At 63.5% G+C, this 22,665-nt stretch carries 20 protein-coding genes; 10 read left to right on the top strand and 10 right to left on the bottom strand.

Annotated features, from left to right (window positions below):
• From GY769_00340 to GY769_00325, 4 genes are all read left to right on the top strand, one after another.
• The coding region (locus GY769_00340; protein ID MCP4200367.1) for a PhnD/SsuA/transferrin family substrate-binding protein at positions 1-852 on the top strand (852 nt) is incomplete at its 5' end.
• Positions 852-1,640 carry a phosphonate ABC transporter ATP-binding protein gene (gene phnC, locus GY769_00335; protein ID MCP4200366.1) on the top strand — a complete coding sequence of 263 codons (789 nt, stop codon included), beginning with the start codon at positions 852-854 and terminating at the stop codon, positions 1,638-1,640. The genes GY769_00340 and phnC, both read left to right, overlap by 1 nt.
• Complete coding sequence (gene phnE / locus GY769_00330) at positions 1,637-2,713, top strand: phosphonate ABC transporter, permease protein PhnE (GenBank protein ID MCP4200365.1); 1,077 nt, start codon at positions 1,637-1,639, stop codon at positions 2,711-2,713. The genes phnC and phnE overlap by 4 nt, the downstream gene beginning before the upstream one ends.
• Positions 2,714-2,827: 114 nt before the next feature.
• Complete coding sequence (locus GY769_00325; protein MCP4200364.1) at positions 2,828-3,685, top strand: zinc metallopeptidase; 858 nt, start codon at positions 2,828-2,830, stop codon at positions 3,683-3,685.
• Positions 3,686-4,052: 367 nt separating this feature from the next.
• On the opposite strand, the gene GY769_00320 is transcribed toward GY769_00325, so the two are convergent.
• Positions 4,053-5,252 carry a molybdopterin molybdotransferase MoeA gene (locus tag GY769_00320; protein ID MCP4200363.1) on the bottom strand — a complete coding sequence of 400 codons (1,200 nt, stop codon included), beginning with the start codon at positions 5,250-5,252 and terminating at the stop codon, positions 4,053-4,055.
• A 148-nt stretch (positions 5,253-5,400) separates the two neighbouring features.
• Between GY769_00320 and GY769_00315 the strand changes: the two genes are divergently transcribed.
• From GY769_00315 to GY769_00305, 3 genes are read left to right on the top strand one after another with little or no spacing between them, the layout of a single operon-like run.
• Complete coding sequence (locus GY769_00315) at positions 5,401-6,162, top strand: DUF4388 domain-containing protein (protein MCP4200362.1); 762 nt, start codon at positions 5,401-5,403, stop codon at positions 6,160-6,162.
• 26 nt (positions 6,163-6,188) lie between these two features.
• Positions 6,189-6,551 (top strand): zinc ribbon domain-containing protein, encoded by a 363-nt coding sequence (locus GY769_00310; protein MCP4200361.1) that lies wholly within the window; start codon positions 6,189-6,191, stop codon positions 6,549-6,551.
• A 27-nt stretch (positions 6,552-6,578) separates the two neighbouring features.
• Entirely contained in the window at positions 6,579-7,421 is an 843-nt protein-coding gene (locus GY769_00305; protein ID MCP4200360.1) for a hypothetical protein, read from the top strand.
• A 17-nt stretch (positions 7,422-7,438) separates the two neighbouring features.
• Here the strand turns inward: GY769_00305 and GY769_00300 are convergent, their stop codons facing one another.
• The 4 genes from GY769_00300 to GY769_00285 all read right to left on the bottom strand — a co-directional run bounded on the left by GY769_00300 (position 7,439) and on the right by GY769_00285 (position 12,945).
• Entirely contained in the window at positions 7,439-8,800 is a 1,362-nt protein-coding gene (locus tag GY769_00300; protein MCP4200359.1) for a sigma-54-dependent Fis family transcriptional regulator, read from the bottom strand.
• Between the two features lie 66 nt (positions 8,801-8,866).
• Positions 8,867-10,582 (bottom strand): PAS domain S-box protein, encoded by a 1,716-nt coding sequence (locus tag GY769_00295; GenBank protein ID MCP4200358.1) that lies wholly within the window; start codon positions 10,580-10,582, stop codon positions 8,867-8,869.
• A 22-nt stretch (positions 10,583-10,604) separates the two neighbouring features.
• Positions 10,605-11,810 carry a type II secretion system F family protein gene (locus GY769_00290; protein ID MCP4200357.1) on the bottom strand — a complete coding sequence of 402 codons (1,206 nt, stop codon included), beginning with the start codon at positions 11,808-11,810 and terminating at the stop codon, positions 10,605-10,607.
• A gap of 22 nt (positions 11,811-11,832) precedes the next feature.
• Positions 11,833-12,945, bottom strand: a complete 1,113-nt coding sequence (locus tag GY769_00285; GenBank protein MCP4200356.1) for a type IV pilus twitching motility protein PilT — start codon at positions 12,943-12,945, stop codon at positions 11,833-11,835.
• Between the two features lie 198 nt (positions 12,946-13,143).
• Between GY769_00285 and GY769_00280 the strand changes: the two genes are divergently transcribed.
• Positions 13,144-14,997, top strand: a complete 1,854-nt coding sequence (locus tag GY769_00280) for an ABC transporter ATP-binding protein (protein MCP4200355.1) — start codon at positions 13,144-13,146, stop codon at positions 14,995-14,997.
• Between the two features lie 530 nt (positions 14,998-15,527).
• On the opposite strand, the gene GY769_00275 is transcribed toward GY769_00280, so the two are convergent.
• From GY769_00275 to GY769_00255, 5 genes are all read right to left on the bottom strand, one after another.
• The gene (locus GY769_00275) at positions 15,528-16,082 is read right to left on the bottom strand and encodes a hypothetical protein (GenBank protein MCP4200354.1); all 555 of its coding nucleotides are present in this window, start codon (positions 16,080-16,082) and stop codon (positions 15,528-15,530) included.
• Positions 16,072-18,009, bottom strand: coding sequence for a CBS domain-containing protein (locus tag GY769_00270; protein MCP4200353.1), 1,938 nt, complete (start codon positions 18,007-18,009; stop codon positions 16,072-16,074). Before GY769_00270 ends, GY769_00275 begins: the two co-directional genes overlap by 11 nt.
• 106 nt (positions 18,010-18,115) lie before the next feature.
• Positions 18,116-19,525: an NAD(P)(+) transhydrogenase (Re/Si-specific) subunit beta gene (locus tag GY769_00265; GenBank protein ID MCP4200352.1), complete on the bottom strand. Its 1,410-nt coding sequence runs from the start codon at positions 19,523-19,525 to the stop codon at positions 18,116-18,118.
• A gap of 8 nt (positions 19,526-19,533) precedes the next feature.
• Entirely contained in the window at positions 19,534-19,824 is a 291-nt protein-coding gene (locus GY769_00260; GenBank protein ID MCP4200351.1) for an NAD(P) transhydrogenase subunit alpha, read from the bottom strand.
• Positions 19,825-20,958: a Re/Si-specific NAD(P)(+) transhydrogenase subunit alpha gene (locus GY769_00255; protein MCP4200350.1), complete on the bottom strand. Its 1,134-nt coding sequence runs from the start codon at positions 20,956-20,958 to the stop codon at positions 19,825-19,827. It abuts the gene before it with no gap.
• Positions 20,959-21,111: 153 nt separating this feature from the next.
• Here GY769_00255 and GY769_00250 point away from each other — a divergent pair, with 153 nt between their 5' ends.
• Positions 21,112-21,771 carry a dTMP kinase gene (locus GY769_00250; GenBank protein ID MCP4200349.1) on the top strand — a complete coding sequence of 220 codons (660 nt, stop codon included), beginning with the start codon at positions 21,112-21,114 and terminating at the stop codon, positions 21,769-21,771.
• On the top strand, positions 21,768-22,619 hold the full coding sequence (locus tag GY769_00245) for a hypothetical protein (protein ID MCP4200348.1): 852 nt from the start codon (positions 21,768-21,770) through the stop codon (positions 22,617-22,619). The genes GY769_00250 and GY769_00245 overlap by 4 nt, the downstream gene beginning before the upstream one ends.
• Positions 22,620-22,665: the final 46 nt, after the last annotated feature.

Here is a 22,665-nt window from a genome sequence, read left to right as displayed (position 1 = left end):
GGGTGGACCGAGGTCGAGGCGGAGAGCGACAAGGTGGCCGTCCGACTGCTGGTCGACCGCCCCTTCGAGATCGCCGCCGCCGCTTCGACGCACGTCTTTTCAGGGCCCTACGACCTGATTGGCGACGGCCGCAAGGAGCTCGAGTACGACCAGCCCGGCACGCTCGAGCGCACCCGGATCGTCTATGAGACCGAGGAGCCGGTACAGGACCTCGACACCGTCTATCGCGGCTGCGTGATGGCGAGACGGGATTCGGGCATCCGCCGGCTGGGAGATCTCAACGGTCGGAGCTTCGCCTTCTCGGACGAGACCTCGACTTCGGGGCACATCTTTCCGCGCATGCTGCTCGAGCGCAACAACGTTTCGTTGGGTCGCGTGTATTTCGCCGGCGGGCATCCCAACGTCGTCCAGGCGGTTTGGGACGGCAAGGCGATTGCCGGATCGACCTTTTACTCGCCGCCGGGCATCAAGCAGCGCGAGGAGAGCCTCTATGTCGGGGATGCGCGCTACATCATCATGCGCCGATTCGAGACCGACGAGGAGCGCGAGGCCTTTCTCGAGACGGTGCGCATCATCGCGCTCACCGATCCCATTCCGAACGATCTCTGCGCCGCGCGCAAGGGCCTGCCCGAGGAGATCTGGCAGCGCTTCGTGGATTCGTTCCAGCGCTATCTCCGGACGCCGGAAGGGCAGGATGTCTACAACGCCCTGCTGACGGCGGTGGGTGCGGCGGAGATCGATGATTCCGCCTTCGACGGCTTCCGCCTGGCGCTCGAGGCGTCGGGGATCAGCGCCGAAGGTCTGATGGAAGCCGCCGAGGAGAAGCTCGAAAGAAGGAAGAAGTCGGGATAGTGGGCGACAACAACATCGCGGTTCGGGTCGAGAACGTCACCAAGGTCTTTCCGGGTCCGGTGCGCGCGCTCGAGGACGTGTCGCTCGAGGTCGAGCAGGGCGAGTTTCTGGTGGTAATCGGCCTATCGGGCTCAGGTAAGTCGACCCTGTTGCGCTGCATCAACCGGCTCCACGACCCGACCGAGGGTCGGATCTGGGTCTTCGGAGACGAGATGACCGGCGCCAGGGGGACCGAGCTCAGGAAGCTGCGGGCTAGCATCGGCATGATTTTCCAGCAGTTCAACCTGGTGAAGCGCCACACGGTGATGGCGAATGTGCTCTCGGGAGCGTTGGGCCGAACCTCGCTGCTGCGCAGCCTGACCATGCGCTACTCGGACGAAGAGCGGCGGCGGGCCCAGGCATGCCTGGACCGGGTCGGCCTGGGCGACCGCGGGGGTAGCCGCGCCGACGCTCTCTCGGGTGGCCAGCAGCAGCGGGTGGCCGTGGCCAGGGCTCTCATGCAGGACCCGAAGCTGTTTCTCGCCGACGAGCCTGTCGCTTCCCTCGATCCGGCCCTCCGGCACTCGGTCATGCGCCATCTCGAGGTCCTGAATCGCGAAGAGGGGCTGACCGTGGTGTGCACTCTTCACGACGTGGATCTGATCCAGCGGTATGCGACCCGTTTGATGGCGCTGCGTGACGGCAAGCTGGTCTACGAGGGTGATCCTCAAGGCTTCAACGCCCAGACCTTCAAGGATATCTACGGTGAGGAAGCCGAGCCCGCGACGGGGTTGGCGGTGGAGGCATGAGCGAAGGTAGCCCGAAAACGGCTTGGAAGAGAGCACTCGAGCCGCTTCAGGTCTTTCTGATCGATGCGGTTTTGATTTGGCTCGGCATCTTGATGATCGAGTTCCTGCTGATCGCGTTCTCGGGGCGGCGCAGCCCGACGGGTTTCCTGCTTCTGGCCGAGGAGATCCTGGATCTGTTGCACTACGGCCGCGCCACATTGGGCGCCGCGGTTGCGGCTCTTCTGTGGGGCAGGGCAAAGGGTGTGGTCACGGTCTCGCCCGGAAACGCGCTGATTCATGGCACCGAGACCGAGGGGCCGCCGTGGACGCGTACCTGTCGAGGCTGGTTCGCTTTCCTGCTCGCCGAGGTGACGTTCTTCACCGGTTGGCTGATCACCGAGGTCCAGCTGGTACAGTTTCTGACTCAGTTCAACAAGGCGCAGGACATCGTCCGAGGGCTGCTCAACCCGTCGTCGACGGTGCTTCATCAGGGCATGGTGCTACTGGTGCAGACGATTTTCCTGGCCTTTATGGCGACGGCGTTCGCGATTCCGGTAGCTTTCGTGTTCTCGTTCATGGCGGCTCGCAATCTGACCAGGGGCACTTTCTGGTCGCGGACGATCTATACGCTCACCCGCACGGCGATGAACCTGACCCGCGCGGTCGAGCCTCTGGTTTGGGCCCTGATCTTCATCTCCTGGGTCGGCATCGGACCGTTCGCGGGCGTTCTGGCTCTCTGGGTTCACTCGATCGCGGCGCTGACCAAGCTCTATTCCGAGCAGATCGAGAACATCGACACCGGACCGGTAGACGCGATCACGGCCACCGGAGGCTCAATGCTGCAGGTGATGCGCTACGGCGTGGTGCCGCAGGTCATTCCACCGTTCCTGTCTTTCACGATCTACCGCTGGGACATCAATGTCCGGATGTCGACCATCATCGGCTTCGTCGGTGGCGGCGGCATCGGCTACATCCTGAAGCCGAGGGTCGACCTCGGGCAGTGGGGCGAGGTCGGCACGCTGGTGCTTCTGATCGCGGTGACCGTCTGGGGCATGGACATCCTGTCGGCCAAGATCCGCGAGCGAATCGTCTAGCGGCCCGCGCGCTGCCGCGCGGACCTTCCGTTTCCAAGAACCTTGGCGATCGAAGCCGCGCGGGGCGTGGGGTAGGATTTTGGTACCCGGGATCGGACGGAGGAGGAGGAGAGCATGAGATGGCAAGGACGCAGGACGAGTGCGAACGTCGAAGATCGGCGCGGCATGGGTGGCGGCATGGCTCGACGGGGTGCACCGATCGGCTGCGGCGGCCTGATCGTGATCGTACTGCTCGCCTGGATGTTCGGGCGCGACCCGCAGCAGCTGATCGAGGTGATCCAGGACGCCCAGGTCGGGCAGGGCATGCCGGCACCCGGATCCACTTCCGGCGGCCCTGGAGCGAGTCCCCGGGACACGTTGGGCGAGTTTGCGTCCGTCGTGCTCGCGGACACCGAAGACACCTGGAATCAGCTTCTCGGTTCGGGGTATCAGGAGCCGGCCATGGTCTTGTTCTCGGGTCAGGTACGTTCAGCCTGTGGTTTCAACTCGGCGGCGGTCGGACCTTTCTACTGTCCCGCCGACAGCAAGGTCTATCTTGACTTGAGCTTCTTCGATCAGCTCGAGCGTCGATTCGGAGCGCCCGGGGATTTCGCCCAGGCCTACGTCATCGCCCACGAGGTCGGTCACCACATTCAGAACCAGATGGGCATAAGCGACCAGGTCCAGCGCGCCCGCCAGCGGACCTCACGGGAACAGGGCAACCAGCTCTCGGTCAAGCTCGAGCTGCAGGCGGATTGTCTGGCCGGAGTCTGGGGCCACCACGCCAATCGCCAACGCAACCTGATCGAGCCGGGCGACTTCGAGGAGGGTTTGCGGGCCGCCGCCGCGATCGGGGATGACTCGATTCAGAGAAAGAGCAACGGCTACGTGCAGCCCGAGTCCTGGACTCACGGTTCCTCGGAGCAGCGCCAGCGCTGGCTCTATCGCGGCCTCGAGACCGGCGACCCACAGGCCTGCGACACGTTTCAGTAGATAAACGTCTCGGCTCGCCGCTCGGCGGTGTCGACCGGGCCGATTGAGTCGCGCCGGTGCGGCCTCTTCGGGAGCACGGAGAGGCTCCCTCCGAGGCGCACGCGGCGCTCATTCAGCCGCGGGGCGTGGATCACCGATTCCACTGTCTGGGCCGGGTACCTGCGGAGTCGGCCTTCGCCTATGCCCTGGACGGGCCGATTGAGTCGCGGGGCATGGATCACCGATTCGACTATCTGGGCCGAGTACCTGTCGAATCGGCTCGGGACGTGGTTTCCCGAATCAACAGATTCGTAGCGGTCGATCTGGGTATGGCCGCGAGCTCGGTAGCGTCGGCGGCTGCGTGCGCGACCGGGCGGGGCGGGCGGGATCAGCCGGGTAGGAGAAGAACTTCGCAGCTCTCGCCGGGCGCGGTCGGCTCGGAGTGGGCCGTGATGCGCACGAGCGCCGAGCCGTGGCCGTAGGCGATAACGTCGTGGGAGCCTTGGGGCGAGTGCGGCGTGACCAGGATGCGGCCGTCCTCGGTCCGTACTGAGGCGCTCACGAAGCGATCGCGCTTACGGGCCCCGGGCAGCGGCGCCGCGAGCTGGGCCCGCAACGCCCCGTGCCAGTAGCCGTCTTCGAATCCCAGCATCGTGCGCAAGAACGGCCGTACGAAGAGGTGAAAGCAGACGATGGCCGAAGCCGGATTCCCGGGAAGACCGAAGACCCATCCATTCTCGTGGCGCGCGGCAACCAGCGGCTTGCCCGGTTGGACCGCGACGGCGTCAAAGAGAGTTCTGCAACCATATCGGGCGAGGACGTCCTCGACCAGATCGAAGATGCCTTTGGACACTCCCCCGGAGATCAGAAGCACGTCATGTTCGAGACCTTGCTCGATATGTCGGGCGAGGTCCGCCTCATTGTCACGTGCGATCCCCAGTGCCTGGAACTCGAGATGCAGAGTCCTGCCAGCGGCCAGCAGGAAATCCGCGTGGGTGTCTCGAAGCTGTCCGGGGCCCGGTTCTTCCTCGGGCGGTAGGATTTCGTCGCCCGTACTCAAGGTCGCGACCCGGGGCACGCCGTAGACTTCGATCTCCGCGGTGCCATGGGCCGCGAGGAGACCGAGAACCGTGGCCGTCACCGGTGTGCCGGTGCTGAGAATCTCGTCGCCGGCACGGACGACCTCGCCGTGCTGGCGGATGTGGGCGCCGCTTTGGGAGGCCGCCGAGAAGGTCACGGTCGTTTCGCCGGCATCGGTCTGCTCGACCGGAACGACGGCCTCGCTGCCTGCGGGAACCGGGGCTCCGGTCATGATGCGGACCGCTGAGCCGGCGGTCAGAATGTGGCCGGGGCCGTCCCCGGCTGCGATCGTCGCGGTAACCGGCAGACTGCTTCCTGCGGTCACCGGCTCGGAGACGGCGTAGCCGTCCATCGCAGACATGTCGCAGGGCGGCAGGTCGACGGTCGCACGGACGGGAGCCGCCAGCACCCGCCCGGCCGCTCGGCGACGAGACACCGTTTCGGGAGCCTGAGGGCCCAGCCCCTCGGCCAGCCAACGCCACGCTTCTTCCGGCGAGATCCAGGCCATTCGGCGTACTCTACAGAATTGGTGGATGTGTGCCGGTTAACAGAGTCTCGGCTTACTCCGATGCTATATTGACCGCGGCAGAAACCCGACAGATGGCCGATCGGGACCTCTAAAGCCGATGAACCGCAAGTTCGAATATCGAGCAAGTTTGAGAGAGGTCACTCTCCCGGAGATGCTCTACACGGTGCACCGCTTTCGAGTCGGGGGAACCATTCAGGCGAAGCAGGGGACGGTGGTGAAGAAGATCGTGCTTCAGGACGGATTGGTCGTTCATGCCGCCTCGACCGACCGGGGCGACAGCCTCGGCGAGTATCTCAAGCGCTCCGGCAAGCTCACCGAGGAGGACTACCAGGTCGTGGCCAGCGCTCGCTCCTCCAGCGAGAAGCGATTCGGGGTGCTGCTGCTCGAGCTCGGGATCCTGACCCCACGCCAGGTCTACCAGGCTATTCAGGCCCATATCGAGGAGATCGTGTGGAGTCTCTTCTTCTGGCAGGACGGTGAAGTCAGTTTCAACGTCGGCGCCGACGAGGAGAGATCCCAGAGAGTGCGCATTCAGCTGCCGCTCCGGCGGGTCATCTTCGACGGCATCCGGCAGGCCCCCGAGGCGAGGCCCCTGGTCGAGCGCCTGGGCAAGCGCTCGACCGTGTTCGAAGCCACTTTTCAGTGGGAGGACCTGATCGAGATCGGACTCGACTCGAATGCCTACCGGCTCCTGATTGCCGTCGACGGCAAGAAGTCGTTCTACGATCTCTGCTCACTGGAGCCTCTGAGTGCTGCGGAAAACGTCAAACTCCTTTATGCTTTCCAGATTCTGCATCTCGTCCGGCGCCAGTCGCCCGCGGTCGATTCCGAAGCAACAGCGCAGGTCAAGGTGCAATTGAAGTCGGAGGACGATATTTTTTCCGGCTGACCGCCGGCTGGCTCGGAGTTTCATCCATGCCGATTTTCGAGTACGAGTGCATTGAATGCGGAGAGCACACCGAGCACCTCCAGTTGAGCTCCGATTCCGTAATGGCCGAATGTCCCAAGTGCGGTGGGGAGGTGAAGAAGCTGATGTCGGCGCCGGCCTTTCAGTTCAAGGGCAGCGGTTGGTACGTGACCGACTACGCGGGCAAGGGCAAGGCGCCGGGGAAACCGGATGAGAGCGGGGCGGGAAAGGCCGCGGCCGGTTCGAGCAAGGCGGCCGATTCGGCGGAATCGAAAGGCGCCGACAAGTCGAAAGACGCCGGCGGTTCGAGCGGCTCGAGCCGGGCTCCGGCGGAGAGCTCCTCGGCGAAGGCCTCCTCTCCGTCCGACTAGAGAGCGCGGGACCGGGGTGTTCGCGAAATGAAGCTTCCGACTCCGTCAGAGGTTCTCAAGGAAACCGAGGACAGCGTGCGGCGCCAAGGCCGCACCGCTCTTTGCCAGGTGGTTCGAACCGAGGGCTCGAGCCCGGGCAAGCCAGGGTGGAAGCTCCTGGTTCGGACCGACGGTTCGACCTACGGCAACCTCGGTGGCGGCGCGTTCGAGGCGCTGGTCAGGGACGATGCTAAGGCGAAGCTCGCCGAGCGCGATCCCCAGTCCGAGGTCAAGCGCTACTATCTAACCGAGACCGCGGTGCGAGGCGAGGCTACCGGTATGGTCTGCGGGGGTCTCGTCGAGGTCTTCCTGGAGGTTCTTGTGAGCAAACCACTCCTCGCGATCTGCGGTGGTGGTCCGGTCGGCCAGGCACTGGCCCGCAATGCAGAGCTCTGCGATTTCGATGTCCTGGTTGCCGATGATCGCGAGGAGTTTCGAGAGCCGGATCTCTTTCCCGCCGGCACGAAGATCGTCGCGATCGACCGCGAACATTCGCGGCCCTTTCTCGAAAGCGAGGCCGATCGGGAGCTCTATGTCGCGGTGGTCAGCCGCTGCTGGGAGACCGACCTGGCCGCCCTGACCTCGATCCTGAAGCAACGTCTGGAGCGCCTGGTTTACCTGGGTCTGATGGGAAGCAAGCGCAAGGTCGAGCGAGTGCGAAGGGAGCTCCTCGATCGCGGTCTCGATCCGGACGAGCGCGACCTCTGCGCGCCCATCGGACTGTCGATCGGGGCCGATCTGCCCGGAGAGCTCGCGGTCTCGATTCTCGCCGAGATGATCCGCGTCCGCCGCGGCGCGGTGAGCGCGGCCAAGAAGCGCGATATCGCTTAGCCAGGACTGGCCGGCCCCTAGGCGCCCTTGATGGCCACTTGTTTGTCGAGCTCGTGCGCCTCGCTTCCGGTGAGCCCGACCTTCTTCGCATAGTACCGGAACGATCGGAAGCTGATTCCGAGCAGCTCGGCAGCCTTGGTCTGCACGCCGCCGCTTCGATCCAACGCTTGGGACATCAACGTACGGCGGATGCCCTCGAGGTGAACCTCGATGTCCATGCCCTCCGCGGGGAGCTCCATCCAGGAGTCCTTGTGCTTGATCGGATTGCGCAGGTGGGCAGGAATGTCTTGAACACCGATCGAGCCGCCGGTGGTCAGAGCCAGGGCTCGCTCGATGACATTCTCGAGCTCGCGCACGTTGCCGGGCCATCGGTAAGACTCGAGAAGGTGCATCGCGTCGAGGTCGACACGCTCAGTCTCGATCCCCATCTCACTCGCGTATTTCTTGATGAAGAAGTCCACCAACAGGGGGATGTCTTCTCGCCGGTGGCGCAATGGGGGGATCTCGATCGGGATGACGTTGACTCTGTAGTAGAGGTCTTCGCGAAACTCGCCGGCCTCGACCAGGCCCTCCAGGTCTTGATTGCTGGCGGCGATGATACGAACGTCGACCGGCTCCTCTTCGTGACCGCCCACCCGGCGCACCTTCTTTTCCTGGAGGACGCGCAAGAGCTTCACTTGCATGGAGGTGCTCATCTCGCCCAGCTCATCCAGGAACAGCGTGCCCTTGTCGGCTTCGCGAAACAGCCCCTTTTTGTCTTTGACCGCCCCGGTAAATGCGCCCCGTTCGTGGCCGAACAGCTCGCTCTCGAGCAGGGTCTCAGGAAGAGCGCCGCAGTTGATCGAAAGAAAACGCGTCTGAGATCGGGGGCTGGCGAAGTGAATCGCGCGTGCGATGAGCTCTTTCCCGGTGCCGCTTTCGCCCTGAACCAGAACGGTCGAGGTGGTTCGGCTGACGCGCTCGATGAGGGCGAAGATCTCCTGCATGCGCCCGCTGCGGCCGATGATGTTGGAAAAGCCGTACTTCTGCTCGAGCTCCTTGCGAAGGTAGACGTTCTCGGCCAGGAGCTGGTTGCGCTCGACCGCTTTTTCGATGATCACTTTGAGCTCATCGACGTCGAAGGGCTTGGGTACGTAGTCGTACGCTCCCAGCTTCATGGCCTCGATGGCTGACTTGGTCGAGCTGTAGGCGGTCATCATGATGACCGCTGTTTCGGCGGCGGGAGATTCCTTGATCTCCTTGAGAAGGTCGAGTCCGCTGCCGTCCGGCATCATGATGTCGCAGAGAATCAAGTCGAAGGAGTCTTCGGCCAGGACCGAGCGGGCGGCCCCGACCGAGTCCGCCTCGCGGGTGGCGTAGCCCTGCTCTTCGAGCAGCATTCTCAAGAAATCCCGCAGGCTGTTCTCGTCGTCGACAATTAGAATTCGATAGCTCGGCACGGCTTCCTAGGCCTCCATGGGTACGGGTTGGGAAGCGGCTACGGCGCCGGGGAGGTCGACGCGTATTCGAGTGCCCTGGTCGGGATGGCTGTCGACGTGCACCTGGCCGTTGTGCTCTTCGACGATTCGATAGACGATGGCCATGCCGATACCGGTCCCGCTGTCGAAGTACGACCGGAAGGGATGGAACATCCGGGACTTTTCCTCGGCCGTCATCCCGCACCCCGTGTCCAGGAAATCGAGTTGATAGTTGCCATCGACGAGGCTGCCGCTGATGTGTAGTTTGCCGCCGTCCTTCATGGCCCGGAGACTGTTGCGGGCCAGGTTCCAGAAGATCTGACTGATCTGGTCGGGATCGCCGACCAGGTGGACGCTGTCGGGTTCGAGTGCCAACTCGATCTCGTGCCCCGGGTCAACTTCGTCGCTGTTGCGCAACAGGGCGACGTTTTCCGAGACCAGGGCGGCTACGTCGAATCTGACACTGGCGGCTTCCTTGGGGCGCGCGAACTGGAGGAAGTTCTTGATGGTCCGATCCAGTCGCTGGCTTTCCTTGAGGATGATGTCGAGCAGCCTGCGTTTCGGGGACGCCTCCGGAACTCCGGATGAGAGCATCTGGACGGAGCCCGAGATCGCTGCGAGTGGGTTGCCGATCTCGTGGGCGAGGCCGGAGGCCATCTGCCCGACGGCGGCCATCCGCTCCTTCAATCGGATCTCTTCCTGAAGCCGGCGCCACTCGGAGAGGTCCTGGAAAATCAGAATGAAGCCGGCTAGCGGACCGTCACCGCCACTCAGGGGGCTCAGCGTGTATCCGATCGAGATCTCGTCGTCCCCGACCTGGTAGCTGGTGTCGAGCCGGGTCCGCTGTCGCCGATTGGCGTCGTTCTTGAGCTCGTTCCAGGCCTGCTTGGAGAACAAACCCATCTCGTACACCGGCTCGCCGAGCAGGTGCTCTGAGGATTTGCGAAGGATCTCCTGCGAGGCGATGTTGGCGCTGGTGACCAACCCGCCCTGGTCTGTCGTCATCAGTCCGCTCGGAATGGACTCGATTACATCTCTGTAGGCTACCCGCAGCTCCGCCAGACGTTCGCCCTTGCGTTCCAGGGCGCGCTCTGCGCGGGCCACGTTGGCGGCCAGATGCGCGGTCATGAAGGCGACCGCGTAGAATCCGATCAGGTGGATGATCAGGTAATAGACCAGGCGTAGCGCCGAAATCTCCGGCAAGACCTGGCCGCCGGGAGCCGAGACCCAACCCTGCGCAGTGACGAGGGCGATGGCCGCGTACAGCAGCCAGGCCAGGTTCGCGACGTGAATGCCGGCCCGGCGCCTCAGAAAGACCGAGGCCTCGGTGATGACGATGAGGTAGAGGATCGTGAACGGGCTGGATGTGCCTCCGACGTAGAACACCAGCGCGGATATCAGTACGAGGTCGCCGACGAACTGAATGTACGCTTGTGCGTTGGCCGCTGGCGAGCGCAGCGCCAAGAGGATCAGGTAAACGAGACTGGCGGCGTAGGTGACTCCGGCTCCGCGAAAGAGAAGGTCGAAGGTCAGGCTCCTCGAGCTGTCGGCCAGCTGCAGAAGGAAGTAGGGCAGTACGACGCTGGTGATTGCCACCAGCCTCAGGATGATCATCCAGCGCAGCTGGTTGAACAGCCTCACCTCGGGCCTCACCAGCAGCGTGTCTGGACCCATTCCCCGGGTGCCTACGCTCTGCGGGCTCACCGGCACTCTCCTGATTCGGCGCCTATTGGATGGAGCCGAGGATCGTGTAGAGAGGCAGGTACATGGCGGCCACGATAGTTCCGATGATGGCACCCAGGACCACGATCATGATCGGCTCCAGGAGCTTGACCATGCCGGCCACCGCGGTGTCGACCTCGTCCTCGTAGAAATCGGCGATCTTCGAAAGCATCTGGTCCAGAGCACCGGTCTGCTCGCCGACATTGATCATCTGAACCACCATCGGTGGAAACACCTTGGTCTCTCCGAGTGGGCCACTTAGGGTCTTACCTTCCTCGACACTCCGGCGAGTGACCATGATTGCGTCTTCGATGATCGTGTTGCCCGCTGTCTTGGCGGTGATCTCGAGACCGTCGAGAATGGGCACGCCCGAGGATGTCAGCGTCGAGAGAGTCCGGCAGAAACGGGCAACGGCGATCTTGCGCAGAATCTCCCCCAGGACAGGGATCTTGAGCAAGAGCCCGTCCAGAACGCGAGCCCCCTTCTCGGTTCTGTGATAAGCCCGGATAGCGAAGAAAGCCGCCACCAGAGCGAGCATGATCCAGATCGAGTACCTGGCGAGGAAGTTGCTCATGGCGACGACCCACCGGGTCAATGCCGGAAGCTCGCCGCCAAGACCGGCGAAGAGCTGGGCGAAGACCGGGATGACCTTCCACAGAATGATCCAGACCACCGCGATGGCGATGGTGATGACCGTGACCGGGTACATCATCGCGGACTTGACCTGGTTCTTGAGCTTGACTGCTTTCTCCAGGTAGACCGACAGTCTCTGAAGGATGACGTCGAGGATACCGCCGGCCTCGCCGGCGGCGACCATGTTTACGTAGAGATCATCGAAAGCCTTGGGCTGGCGGCGCATCGCCTCGGCAAGGGCGGCGCCTCCTTCGACATCCGATCGCACTTTCGTCAACATCTGGGCGAAACCCAGATGCTCTTGCTGCTCTCCCAGGATCTCGAGGCATTGCACGAGTGGCAGACCCGCGTCGAGCATTACCGAGAACTGTCGGGTGAAGAGCGCGACCCTCTGTTGATTGATCTTGCGGGGAATTCGGGGAAGGAAGGCGATTTCACGCCCTTTCTCGCGCAGACTGTTGACCCGGATCTGCTGCTGACGCAGCACCGCCGTCGCGGCGTCCTTGGAGTCGGCCAGAAGAATGCCCTCTTGAAAGTCGCCCTGACGGTCCCGTCCTTTCCAAACAAAACTCGGCATTGAATCTACTCCTTATCCGGCGCTACCTGGCCGCTCGTGCCGGCCTCGCGCCCGGGCTTCCGATGGCGGTGTTACGGGCAATCATTTCTTGCAGCTCGTCTGGTTTCGAGGACCGGTTCATGGCGGTCTTGAGATCGATGATCCGGCGCGCATAGAGCGCGGCCAGAGCTTGATTGAAGGTCTGCATGCCGAACTTGGACTGCCCCGTTTGCATCATGCCGTAGATCTGGTGGATCTTGTCCTCACGAATGAGGTTGCGGATCGCAGCGTTGGGTATCAAGACCTCCATCGCCATACAGCGGCCGGTGCCGCTGGCTCGGGGCAGAAGGGACTGACAGAGAATGCCTTCGAGGACGAACGAGAGTTGGACTCGAACCTGGGACTGCTGATGCGCCGGGAAGATGTCGATGATTCGGTTGATGGTCTGGGCGGCCGAGTTCGTATGGAGCGTCGCGAAGGTCAAGTGCCCGGTCTCGGCGATGCGCAGCGCCGCCTCGACGGTTTCATGATCCCGCATCTCGCCGATGAGTACGACGTCCGGGTCCTGCCGGAGAACCGACTTGAGCGAGTTGGCAAAGCTGAGCGTATCTGCGTTCAGTTCGCGCTGGTTGACGATGCACTTCTTATGGTGGTGCAGGTATTCGACGGGATCTTCGATCGTGACGATGTGCTCGGGTCTTTCGCTGTTTACCTTGTCGAGCATCGCGGCCAGCGTCGTGGACTTACCCGAGCCGGTGGGACCGGTAACCAGGACGAGGCCGCGAGGCTTCTCGCACAGCTTCTCGACGATCGTGGGGAGACCGAGCTCCCGGAAGCCTTTGATGTCGTAGGGAATCTGGCGGAAGGCCGCCGCCACGGCGCCGCGTTGATGGAAGATATTGCCGCGAAATCGCGCCAGCCCCTTGATCCCGAAAGACAGGTCGAGCTCCAAGGTCTCCTCGAGGCGCTGCTTCTGCTTGTCGGTCAGTATCGAATACGCGAGCTTCTTTGTCTCGGTCGGCGTGAGGGCGGGCGTGTTGAGCGCGTGGAGCTTGCCGTCAATGCGTATCTGGGGCGCCGAGTTGGTCGTAATATGGAGGTCGGACGCCCCTTGATTGACCATCTCCTTGAGCAAGGCGTTGAGCGTCGTTGTCATTCGAGAAACTCCCTAAAGTCCGTTGTTTTCAACGGATTTCGGAGAGTATAGCAACCCGGCCATGGGCGGCGTTGCGCAAAATGTCACAGGTGACGTTCGGTGTCCGGCCGTGCCGATATTCGCCAATTAGCGAGGCGGCGCCCGAGGACCGCTGCGGGGTCGGGACCACCATCACAGACTGCTAGAGTGCCGCGACCCATGAGCCTCGAGGACGATCTCCTAGCGGCCGAGAGCCGGGGCTACGACGCCCGTCTGATGAGCCGGCTTCTGAGCTACGTCTGGCCGCACAAGGGCATGGCGGCTTCCGCGGTCGGCCTGATCGTGCTGTCGTCGCTCTTGCAGTTGATCGGTCCATTGGCAACCGCCGTGGCGCTCGACCTCTTCATCAGTCCCGGGGCCGAAGGCGCGGAGCCTTCGGCCGTGAGCCGACTGGTTTCCGATTTGCTGGCGTCACGGGGCATCGAGCTGACCTCACAACAAGGATTGGCCTGGGCGGGCGGCATCTACCTCGCGGCCCTGGGGGTGACCTTCTGTGTTCTCTACCTCCAGGGACTGACCATGCAGTTCATGGGACAGCGGATCATGTATGACCTGCGCATAGAGGTGTTCTCCAAGCTCCAGCGTCTGCCGGTGGCGTTCTTCGATCGCAATCCGGTCGGCAGGTTGGTGACCCGGGTCACCAATGATATCGATGCCCTCAACGAGCTCTTCACGGCGGGCCTGGTCTCCATCTTCGGGGACGTGTTTCTGCTGGGCGGCATCGTCTGCGTTTTGTTCTGGTTCAACTGGAAACTCGCTCTGGTGACGTTTGCCATTCTGCCCCTGCTTTTCTTGCTCACATTCTGGTTCAAGCGTCGGGCTCGGCAGTGGTACCGGGAGGTTCGCGCCAAGCTCGCGGCGATCAACTCCTTTCTGCAGGAAAGCATCAGCGGTATGTCGATCGTGCAGTTGTTCAATCGCGAGCGGGCCGCACTGACCGAGCTGAACGAGATCAGTGGAGCGCATCGCGACGCTCACGTGCGGTCGATTTTCTACTACGCCGTCTATTTTCCCGCGGTCGAGCTGACCACCGCCCTCGGCATCGCTCTGGTGCTCTGGTACGGAGGCGGGCAGGTGGTCTCGGGCGTGCTGTCCCTCGGTGCACTGGTGGCCTTTCTCCAGTACGCGCAGCGCTTCTACCAGCCGCTGGCCGACCTCTCGGAGAAATACAACATCCTGCAAGCGGCGATGGCGGCCTCCGAGAGGACGTTCGAGCTGACCGATCGGGATCCCGAGATCCAGTCCCCGCCGGGGGCACATAAGCCGAAGGCCGTTTCGGGCTGCATCGAGTTTAGAAACGTCAGCTTTAGCTACAACCCCGGCGACGAGGTCCTGCATGACATGTCGTTTCGACTCGGCGAAGGAGAGACCGTTGCCGTCGTCGGGCACACCGGAGCCGGGAAGAGCACGCTGGCCAGCCTGGTGCAACGCTTCTACGACGTCGACTCGGGGGCTGTGTTGGTCGACGGGGTCGATGTCAGGCGGTGGGATCTGCACCGGCTGAGGACCGCCATCGGAGTCGTGCTTCAGGACATTTTTCTCTTCTCGGGAACCGTAGCGGGAAACATCGCGCTCGGGAATCGCCGAATCGACGACGAGGCCCTGCGTCGGGCGGCGCGTGAGGTGCATGCCCTCGATTTCATCGAGCGACTGCCCTCGGGGTTCGATGCGATCGTGCGCGAGCGGGGGGCCGGCCTGTCGGTGGGCCAAAAGCAGCTGATCGCCTTTGCTCGTGCCCTCGCCTATGAGCCGAGCATCCTGATTCTCGACGAGGCGACGTCTTCGGTCGACACCGAGACCGAACGTCTGATTCAGCTCGGGCTCGAGAGGCTCTTGGCCAACCGGACCTCGCTGGTCATCGCGCACCGGCTTTCGACCATTCGCAAGGCGGATCGAATCCTGGTTCTCCACAAGGGACATCTCTGCGAGGAGGGAAGTCACGAGGAGTTGATGGCGCTGGGCGGAATCTACTACCGGCTGCATCTGCTGCAACACGGCTCCGAAGCCGCCTAGATCGCGTCGAGTGCCGCATCTGCGGCGTTGCGCTGCGGTCGCAAATCCTCGGCGTACTTCAAGTACGCCTCCGGTTTCCTCCCTTGCGCGCCTAGCATCTGGTGGCACTCGACGCGATCTAGGCGGCTTCGTTCCGTCTCGACCGTCATCTCCGACGCGCGTCGACGGAGGCCGGCAGGAGTGTTTCCCACGGGCGAATCGAGAACTCGGAACTCCTTGGCCATGGCTGGGGGTCTCCAGCCGAAGCGCAGAGGCAAGGCGGTTGGGCAGGCGATTCGCCCAGGGGGCTCGCCGCAAGCGCTCTGCAGAGCGAGCCGGAGTTCTCTAGTGGTTTGCGCGTAGCGGCGCGCAGGCGAGAGCCCGACCTCCCGCAGACCTCCCAGCTCGAGCCGGCCCCTGGAGAATCGCCTGTCGACCGACGTCGACGTGCGGCGGCCCGGGTTCGGAGCCCGAGGCGTCCCTGGCCGGATGCTCTGCCGACCGACGTCGAAGCGCGGCGCACCGAGCGCCGGTGTCGGCTTGTATAGCGGCTATTCCGGTTGCGCCGGCTCTTCTGCCGCCAGCCCCTCGATTTCGCCCAGCAGCAGCAAGAGCTGGTTGACCCGCTCTTCGGACTCACCGGTCGGGTAGGTGTAGGTGATCGTCAAGAGTCGATTCGCGGCCGGGTGGATTGTGTAGACCCAGGTTTCTTCGACCGGCCCGGACTCGCCGTCATAGCTACCGCGAGCCGTGAAGGCCGTGCCGTTCGGAGTGCCGAGCTCGCGGTTGCCGAAATACCGGCCGCCAGGCGCTTCCTCGAACCAGGCCTTGCGCTCCTTGACCGCTTCGACCAGGTTGATGCCGAAGGTCTCCTCGGAGCCGGCGGCGACGACCGCCCGGCCGGAGCCCGATTCGCCGGCCGCGACGAGCTCGATCGTCGGCCCGCTTGCGTTGACTACCGAAAACGCCTCGGGCAGCTCGGCGATGGCGACGCCCAACCCGGCATTCTCGACCCGCTCGAGCGTTGCCAGCTCGGGCTCAGGGGCCTTGGCGCAATGCAGGGTGGCGGCGGCGAGGGCAAGGAAGAGGAGGGATCTACGATTCATCGCTTGGCTCCGATTCGCTCAGGAATTTGTCGAGTAGCTCGCCGGCGATTCCCATGAAATCAAACTCGGTGATGATTCCCACGAGTCTGTTGCTCTCGGCAACGACCGGTAGGCAGCTGATTCGGTGCTCTCGCATCAGGCTGATTGCTTCGAGCGTGGTGGTCTCTGGGCGTACCGTCACCAGGTCGCGCTGCATGATCTCACCTACGGAGGTCGCGCTGCCGATCCCGCTGAGCACGCTACCGCCGAGGATGCGCAAAAGAGAGCGATGGGTCACGAGACCCACGAGCCGGTGGTCATCGTCTTCGACCGGCACGTGCCGGATGTGCCTCCAGTCCATGACGAAAGCAGCGATGTCGACCAGATCATCTTGATTCACGGTGAAAAGATCGGTGACCATGACCTGGTCCACGCGGCGGTAGTGCTTTTTCTTGTCCCCGGCTTCGCTGGGCTCGGCCGTCTGCCACTCGTGAACGGGCTCGCCGGTTTCTTGCCGAAGGCAGGTGGCGGCGGTCAGCGCCGCGAGGCTTTCGGCGCGGCCAGCCGTCTCGCTCATCGCGACGTAAGAGTCAAGGAGCCATTGCGACGCGGTTCGGCCCGAGCTGACGCGGCGCTCGATCACGTCGAGGTAGCGTTTGCTGTCAACGGAATCGATCCCGAGGTGCGTGAGGCCGTCACGAGACAGGGGCAGCAGATCTTCGAGGATCAAGTCGCGCGCGGGTACCTGCTTGCGCTCGACCCAATCGAACTGCGCGCCGAGGCCGAGCCTCGCCGCCTTGACAAAGTTCTCGCGAGCTTCTTCGAAGGTCATGTGCTCTGTGATGTCGCCGTACTTCTCCCCAACTCCGGCAATCAGGCCGAACCAGAAGGCGGCGTTCGCCATTTCATCGAGCGGCGTCGGTCCGGAGGGCAGGACGCGGTTCTCGATTCGGAGATGGGCCTTGCCGCCGGCTACTCCGTAGCAGGGCCTATTCCAGCGGTAGATCGTGCCGTTGTGGAGCCTCAGGGCGTCGAGTCTGGGAGCCTCGCCGCGTTCGAGCGCTTCGAACGGATCCTCGCTCACTTCCGTGCTCATGATCACCCGAAATCGAGCGAGATCCTCTTGGAAGATCTCCAAGGCCGACTCTTTGATCCAGCTACGGCCGAAGCTGACCCGCGGACTGAGCTCGCGCAGGTGAGTCGAGGGCGTGCGGGTGTCGACCGACTGCTGGAACAGGGCGATTCTGGTTTCGCGCCACAGCTGGCGGCCAAACAGAAGCGGTGAGTTGGTCGCCGCCGCCAGCACCGGCGCGGCAACCGCCTGGGCGATGTTGTAGCGGTTGGCGAAGCGTTCGGGACTGACCTGGAAATGCACCTGGAAGCTTGTGTTGCACGCTTCCAGCATGACGTTGTCGTGCTGGAGCACGAGCTCGTCTCGGCCCTTGATTCGAAAGTCGTAGTCCTGGCCCCGAAGGCGGGTCATAGCCTCGTTGAGCTCGAAGTAGCGGGGCATCGGCGTCATGTTGTCGAGCGAGAGATCCGACTTCTCCAGAGTCGGCAGGATTCCGGTCAGCAGGATCTTGACGCCCAGATCCTCGGCAGCCATGCGTGCCTTGGTCAGAAGCTCTTCAAGCTGACCCTCCATCTTCCTCAGGCAGTCGCTGGTCAGGTCGAAGGGGTCGAGATTGAACTCAAGGTTGAACTTGCCGAGCTCGGTGGTGAAGCGCGGATCGTCTATTTTCTCGAGCACTTCGAGATTGTTGGTTGCGGGCCGCCAGTTCTTGTTGACCAGGAAGAGCTCCTGCTCGGCGCCTATGCGCCGGACGTTTGACTCGACGATGCCCTGGTCGAGCATCAGTTCGAGCGCGCGTAGATCGGCGAGCACCTTCCTGGTGAACTTGCGGATCTCCTGCGACCCGGCACCGCGCGAAATTCTGTGCTCGCCCATGATTCTTGAGCCGTCCTATTCGGGGAGGCGGCTCGAGTCTTTGCTGTTGAGTCGATCTTAGACCGGCTCGGAGCCAGCGCCAAGAAAGATCGGTCCGGCTCGGTGACTAGGCGGCGCCAAGCTCTTTCAGCTCTTTGACGAGTCCCTGCAGAACGGCCTTAGCGTCGCCGAAGATCATCATGGTGTTGTCGGCTTCGAAGAGCGAGTTCTTGATGCCGGCGAAGCCGGGGCTGAGGCTGCGTTTGATCATCATCACCGTCTGCGCTTCGTAGCACTTGAGGATCGGCATTCCGGCGATCGGTGATTGCGGGTCCGTTTCGGCCGCCGGGTTGACGACGTCATTGGCGCCGACGACCAGGACCACATCTGTGGTCTTGAAGTCGGAGTTGATCGCGTCCATTTCGAAGAGCTTCTCGTAGGGTACATCCGCGTCGGCCAGCAGAACGTTCATGTGACCCGGCATGCGGCCGGCCACGGGATGAATGGCGTATGAGACCTTGGTGCCGCGAGATTCGAGCAGATCGCCAAGCTCGCGCGCGACGTGCTGGGCCTGGGCGACGGCAAGGCCGTAGCCGGGGACGAGAATCGCCGAGCTTGCCGTCTCGAGAACCATGGCCGCCTCTTCAGGTCCGCAGGACGTGATGTTCTGGTAGTCGCGGCTGTCGGCGGCCGCCGACTCGCCACCAAAGCCCGAGAACAGGACATTTGCCAGCGTCCGGTTCATCGCGACGCACATGATCTGCGTCAGGATGAGTCCGGAGGCGCCCACCAGGGCGCCGCCGATGATCAGGAGGTTGTTCGAGAGTACAAAACCCGTCGACGCAGCGGCGAGGCCGGACAGGGAATTGAGCAGAGAGATCACGACCGGCATGTCGGCGCCGCCGATGGGTATCACCATCAAGACACCGAGGATCAGACTCAACGCGGTTGCCACCAGGAAGCTGGTAATCAACGTCTTCGTGTCGCCGCCGGAGACCAGGAAGTAGCGAACTGCGGCGGCTACCGTAATCAGAACCAAGACGCCGTTGATGACATGACGACCGGGCAGGACGACCGGTGCGCCGCCGAGCTTGCCACTCAACTTGCCGAAGGCAACCAGGCTGCCGGTGAGCGTGACGCCGCCGATCAAGACCGAGAAGAAAGCGCTGATCGAGGAGGAGAGACCCAGGGCGTCGCCACCCTCGAGGAGCGAAAGCGCAATCACCGAGAGCGCCACCAGTGCCGAGGCGCCTCCGCCGAAGCCGTTGAACAGAGCGACCATCTCCGGCATCGCGGTCATCGCGACCTTGAGCGCCGCGTACAGGCCGATTCCACCGCCGACAACGAGCCCGGCGATGATCCAGCGGTAGTCCGCCTTGCCCATGTCGACCAGCGTGGTTATGCCCGCGAGCAGCATCGCCAGGGCGGCCATGGCGTTGCCTCGGCGCGCGGTGCGAATACGCGTCAGGCCCTTGAGACCGAAGATGAAGAGTATCGCCGAGAGTAGGTAGAGAAGGGGAATGATGTTTGCGGACACTGCTGTGCTCACTTCTTCTTCTTCTTCCCGCCGAACATGGCGAGCATGCGATCGGTGACCACGAAGCCGCCGACGACGTTGATGGTCGCGAAAATGATGGCGCCGAATGCGAGCAGACTCGACAGCTCGGTGGATCCCGAGCGAGCGGCCTGCAGGGCTCCCAATAGCGTGATTCCGGAGATCGCGTTGGCTCCCGACATCAACGGCGTATGGAGCGTCGGTGGGATCTTGGTGATGATCTCGAACCCGACGAAGATGGCGAGCACGAACACGTAGAGACCGACCAGGAGTTCACCCATCTACTCTTCCTTTTTTGAGAGTGCTTCTCGCACGGCTTGGTTGATCACCTCGCCGTCGTGTGTGAGCAACGCGCCGACCTGAACGTCGTCGGCCGGGTCGATAGTCAGATTCCCTTCCGGGGTGATGTGCTCGATCAGCGCCAGGATGTTGCGTGCATAGAGGGTGCTGGCGTCATGAGCCATGGTGGCGGGCAGGTTGGCCGGCCCGAGGATCAGGACATCGTTGTGCACCACTTCTTCGCCGCTTTGGGTCAGCTCGCAATTGCCGCCGCTGGAGGCCGCCAGATCGATGACCACCGATCCGGGTTTCATGCCCTCGATCATCTCTCGGCTGACGATCCGGGGCGCCGCCCTGCCGGGGACCTGGGCCGTGGTGATGACGACATCGGCGGCCGCGATGTGCTTGGCGAGGAGCTCGCGCTGGCGGGCCAGGAAGTCCTCGCCCATCTCCTTGGCGTATCCGCCCTCGTCTTCGGCTCCCTCGGCTTCGGGAGCTTCGATGTATCTGCCGCCCAACGACTCGACCTGCTCTTTGACGGCCGGTCGAATGTCGGACACCTCGACCACGGCTCCCAGGCGCTTTGCCGTGGCGATCGCCTGCAGGCCGGCAACGCCGGCACCGATGATGACGACTTTTGCCGGAGGAACCGTGCCGGCGGCGGTCATCAGCAGCGGGAAGTAGCGCCCCAGCCTCGAGGCTGCGAGAACCACGGCCTTGTAGCCGCCGATCGAGGCCTGGGAGGAGAGAGCATCCATGGTCTGCGCGCGCGTGATTCGAGGTACGAGCTCGAGCGCGAACGAGGTGACTCTCCTCTCGATAAGACGAGCAACCGTCTCCGGATGCATGTAGGGATCCAGGAGGCCGATCACCAGGCAGCCTTCCGGCAGCTTGTCGACGTCGTCCGTGGACAGCGGTCCAACCTTGAGTAGGGCCTCCACATCGGACCAGGTGATCTTCTCGACAATCTCCGCGCCGGCCGTCTTCATCTCTGAATCCGGGAAGGAAGCGGCCCGGCCCGCGCCCGATTCGACGATGACGGAGTGGCCTTGCTCGAGGAGGTGTTGGATGGTTTCGGGGGTTGCCGCCACCCGGTGCTCGGCGGCGTGACGCTCGCGAGGTATCAAGAACTTCATTGTTTGTTTGGGAGGGTCGGTCGATGAGAGGTTGATTTGGGTCGGCCGAGTTCCAAGTGAATCCTGGTCAAAGCCGGCCACTCTGTCAACCCACCAAAGGAGCGCGGTTTCAGCCCACCCAAAGGGTGGGTTGTGCGTGCTATGTTTTCCGGCATGACGCCTAGCTTCATCACCTTCGAAGGGCTGGACGGCAGCGGCAAATCGACCCACCTGATCACCGCGCGAGACTGGTTTGAAGACTCCGGAGTCCGGGTGCTCGTGACCCACGAGCCGGGAGGGACGCCACTCGGCGACGCCATTCGCTCGCTGTTTCTGGATCCCCGTTGGGGTGCGCTGGACGGAACCGTCGAGACGTTGATGGTGTTCGCCAGCCGCAGGCAACATCTTCTCGAGGTCATCGATCCGGCGATCGCGCGGGGCACTGTGGTTCTCTGCGATCGCTTCACGGATTCGACCTTCGCGTATCAAGGATTCGGTCGCGGCGTGCCGCTCGAGCTGCTTCACAGGGCCGACGCGCTGGCGACCGGTGAGCGAGTGCCCGATCGGACGCTTTTGTTCGATCTTCCCGCGGAGATGGCCAGGCAGCGCGGGCAGGGGCAGGGCCGGCAGGCAGAGCCGGGTGGCGTCGATCGCCTGGACGCGGAAGACCTGGAGTTCTACGGGAGAGTGCGCCTGGGCTACCTCGAGGCGGCTCGGCGGGAGCCGGATCGTTTCAGGGTGATTGACTCCGCAGGCTCGCGGCAGCAGACCGAAGAGCAGGTCCGCGCCGCATTGGCGGATATCGTGGCCGACCGTCTCGGGGCCGACGGGTGAATCTCGAGGCGACCCTCGACCTCGCCCGCGCCGGACGTCTTTATCCGTCGCTGATCCTGCACGGCGGAACCGAGAGCAGCCGGCGCGAGGCGGTGCTCCAGCTTGCGAAGTGCCTGCTCTGCGACGGCGCATCCGATTCGGAGCAGCGCCCCTGCGGAGCGTGCCGGCATTGCAAGAGGATCACCTGGCCCGACCGGGACAGCAACGCGTTCCATCCTGATTTCCAGGTTCTCGAGCGCGATCTGAAGACGGTCACCTCGGTCGATGCCACCAAGGAGTTCCTGCGCGGCGCCCAGGTTACCCCGTTCGAGGCCCAGGGCCAGGTGTTCGTGATTGCCAGTGCGGAGACTCTGAGCGGCGAGGCGGCCAACGTTCTGCTCAAGGTGCTCGAGGAGCCACCCGGCACGACCCCGCGGCACTTCCTCATGCTGGCGCCGTCGCAGTTCGATCTCCTGCCGACCTTGCGCAGCCGATCGTTGGCTCTCTTCCTGGGCACCGGTCCCCGGCCAAGAGGCGAGGAGCTGCTGCAGACCGCCGCGGATTTCGGCCGTGTCCTGGAGAGCTACCTCGGCAGCCGGCACGCGGGCGAGCTACTGGCCGCTGCCGCGGTTCTCAAGAAATCTGGAAAATGGGACGATCCGAGGGCGCGAGGACCTTGGGAGCGCGCGGCCGCCGCGATTCTGGACTGTGCCGAGAGTCAGGCGCACTCGAATGCTCGCCGGGCACTGCTGGCGCTGGCGGCCGATCTGTTGGAGGCTCCCAGGCTGCGTCTCAGAGGCATTCCGGCCGATCGGATTCTCGAGGGCTGCGTGAGCCGGCGGCTGGCCGGGCTCGAAGGCCGCGGCTAGCCTGCCCGCGGCCGCCGCGCGAGTGTGGCGCTCGAGCCCACGCCTG

The sequence above is a fragment of the bacterium genome, from assembly GCA_024224155.1.
In the GTDB taxonomy this organism is placed as follows: Bacteria; Acidobacteriota; Thermoanaerobaculia; order Multivoradales; family JAHEKO01; genus CALZIK01.
The sequence above is the reverse complement of the archived record's forward strand: the minus strand, read 5'-3'. Positions and strand labels throughout refer to the sequence as shown.

What these genes read in the sequence shown, in the direction of transcription:
- GY769_00280 (MCP4200355.1), top strand. Translation starts at nt 13,144, where the DNA reads ATGAGCCTCGAGGACGATCTCCTAGCGGCCGAGAGCCGGGGCTACGAC.
- phnE (MCP4200365.1), top strand. Translation starts at nt 1,637, where the DNA reads ATGAGCGAAGGTAGCCCGAAAACGGCTTGGAAGAGAGCACTCGAGCCG.
- GY769_00290 (MCP4200357.1), bottom strand. Translation starts at nt 11,810, where the DNA reads ATGCCGAGTTTTGTTTGGAAAGGACGGGACCGTCAGGGCGACTTTCAA.
- GY769_00325 (MCP4200364.1), top strand. Translation starts at nt 2,828, where the DNA reads ATGAGATGGCAAGGACGCAGGACGAGTGCGAACGTCGAAGATCGGCGC.
- GY769_00255 (MCP4200350.1), bottom strand. Translation starts at nt 20,958, where the DNA reads ATGAAGTTCTTGATACCTCGCGAGCGTCACGCCGCCGAGCACCGGGTG.
- GY769_00275 (MCP4200354.1), bottom strand. Translation starts at nt 16,082, where the DNA reads ATGAATCGTAGATCCCTCCTCTTCCTTGCCCTCGCCGCCGCCACCCTG.
- GY769_00270 (MCP4200353.1), bottom strand. Translation starts at nt 18,009, where the DNA reads ATGGGCGAGCACAGAATTTCGCGCGGTGCCGGGTCGCAGGAGATCCGC.
- GY769_00320 (MCP4200363.1), bottom strand. Translation starts at nt 5,252, where the DNA reads ATGGCCTGGATCTCGCCGGAAGAAGCGTGGCGTTGGCTGGCCGAGGGG.
- GY769_00285 (MCP4200356.1), bottom strand. Translation starts at nt 12,945, where the DNA reads ATGACAACGACGCTCAACGCCTTGCTCAAGGAGATGGTCAATCAAGGG.
- GY769_00250 (MCP4200349.1), top strand. Translation starts at nt 21,112, where the DNA reads ATGACGCCTAGCTTCATCACCTTCGAAGGGCTGGACGGCAGCGGCAAA.
- GY769_00300 (MCP4200359.1), bottom strand. Translation starts at nt 8,800, where the DNA reads ATGCTGCTCGAAGAGCAGGGCTACGCCACCCGCGAGGCGGACTCGGTC.
- GY769_00260 (MCP4200351.1), bottom strand. Translation starts at nt 19,824, where the DNA reads ATGGGTGAACTCCTGGTCGGTCTCTACGTGTTCGTGCTCGCCATCTTC.
- GY769_00310 (MCP4200361.1), top strand. Translation starts at nt 6,189, where the DNA reads ATGCCGATTTTCGAGTACGAGTGCATTGAATGCGGAGAGCACACCGAG.
- GY769_00305 (MCP4200360.1), top strand. Translation starts at nt 6,579, where the DNA reads ATGAAGCTTCCGACTCCGTCAGAGGTTCTCAAGGAAACCGAGGACAGC.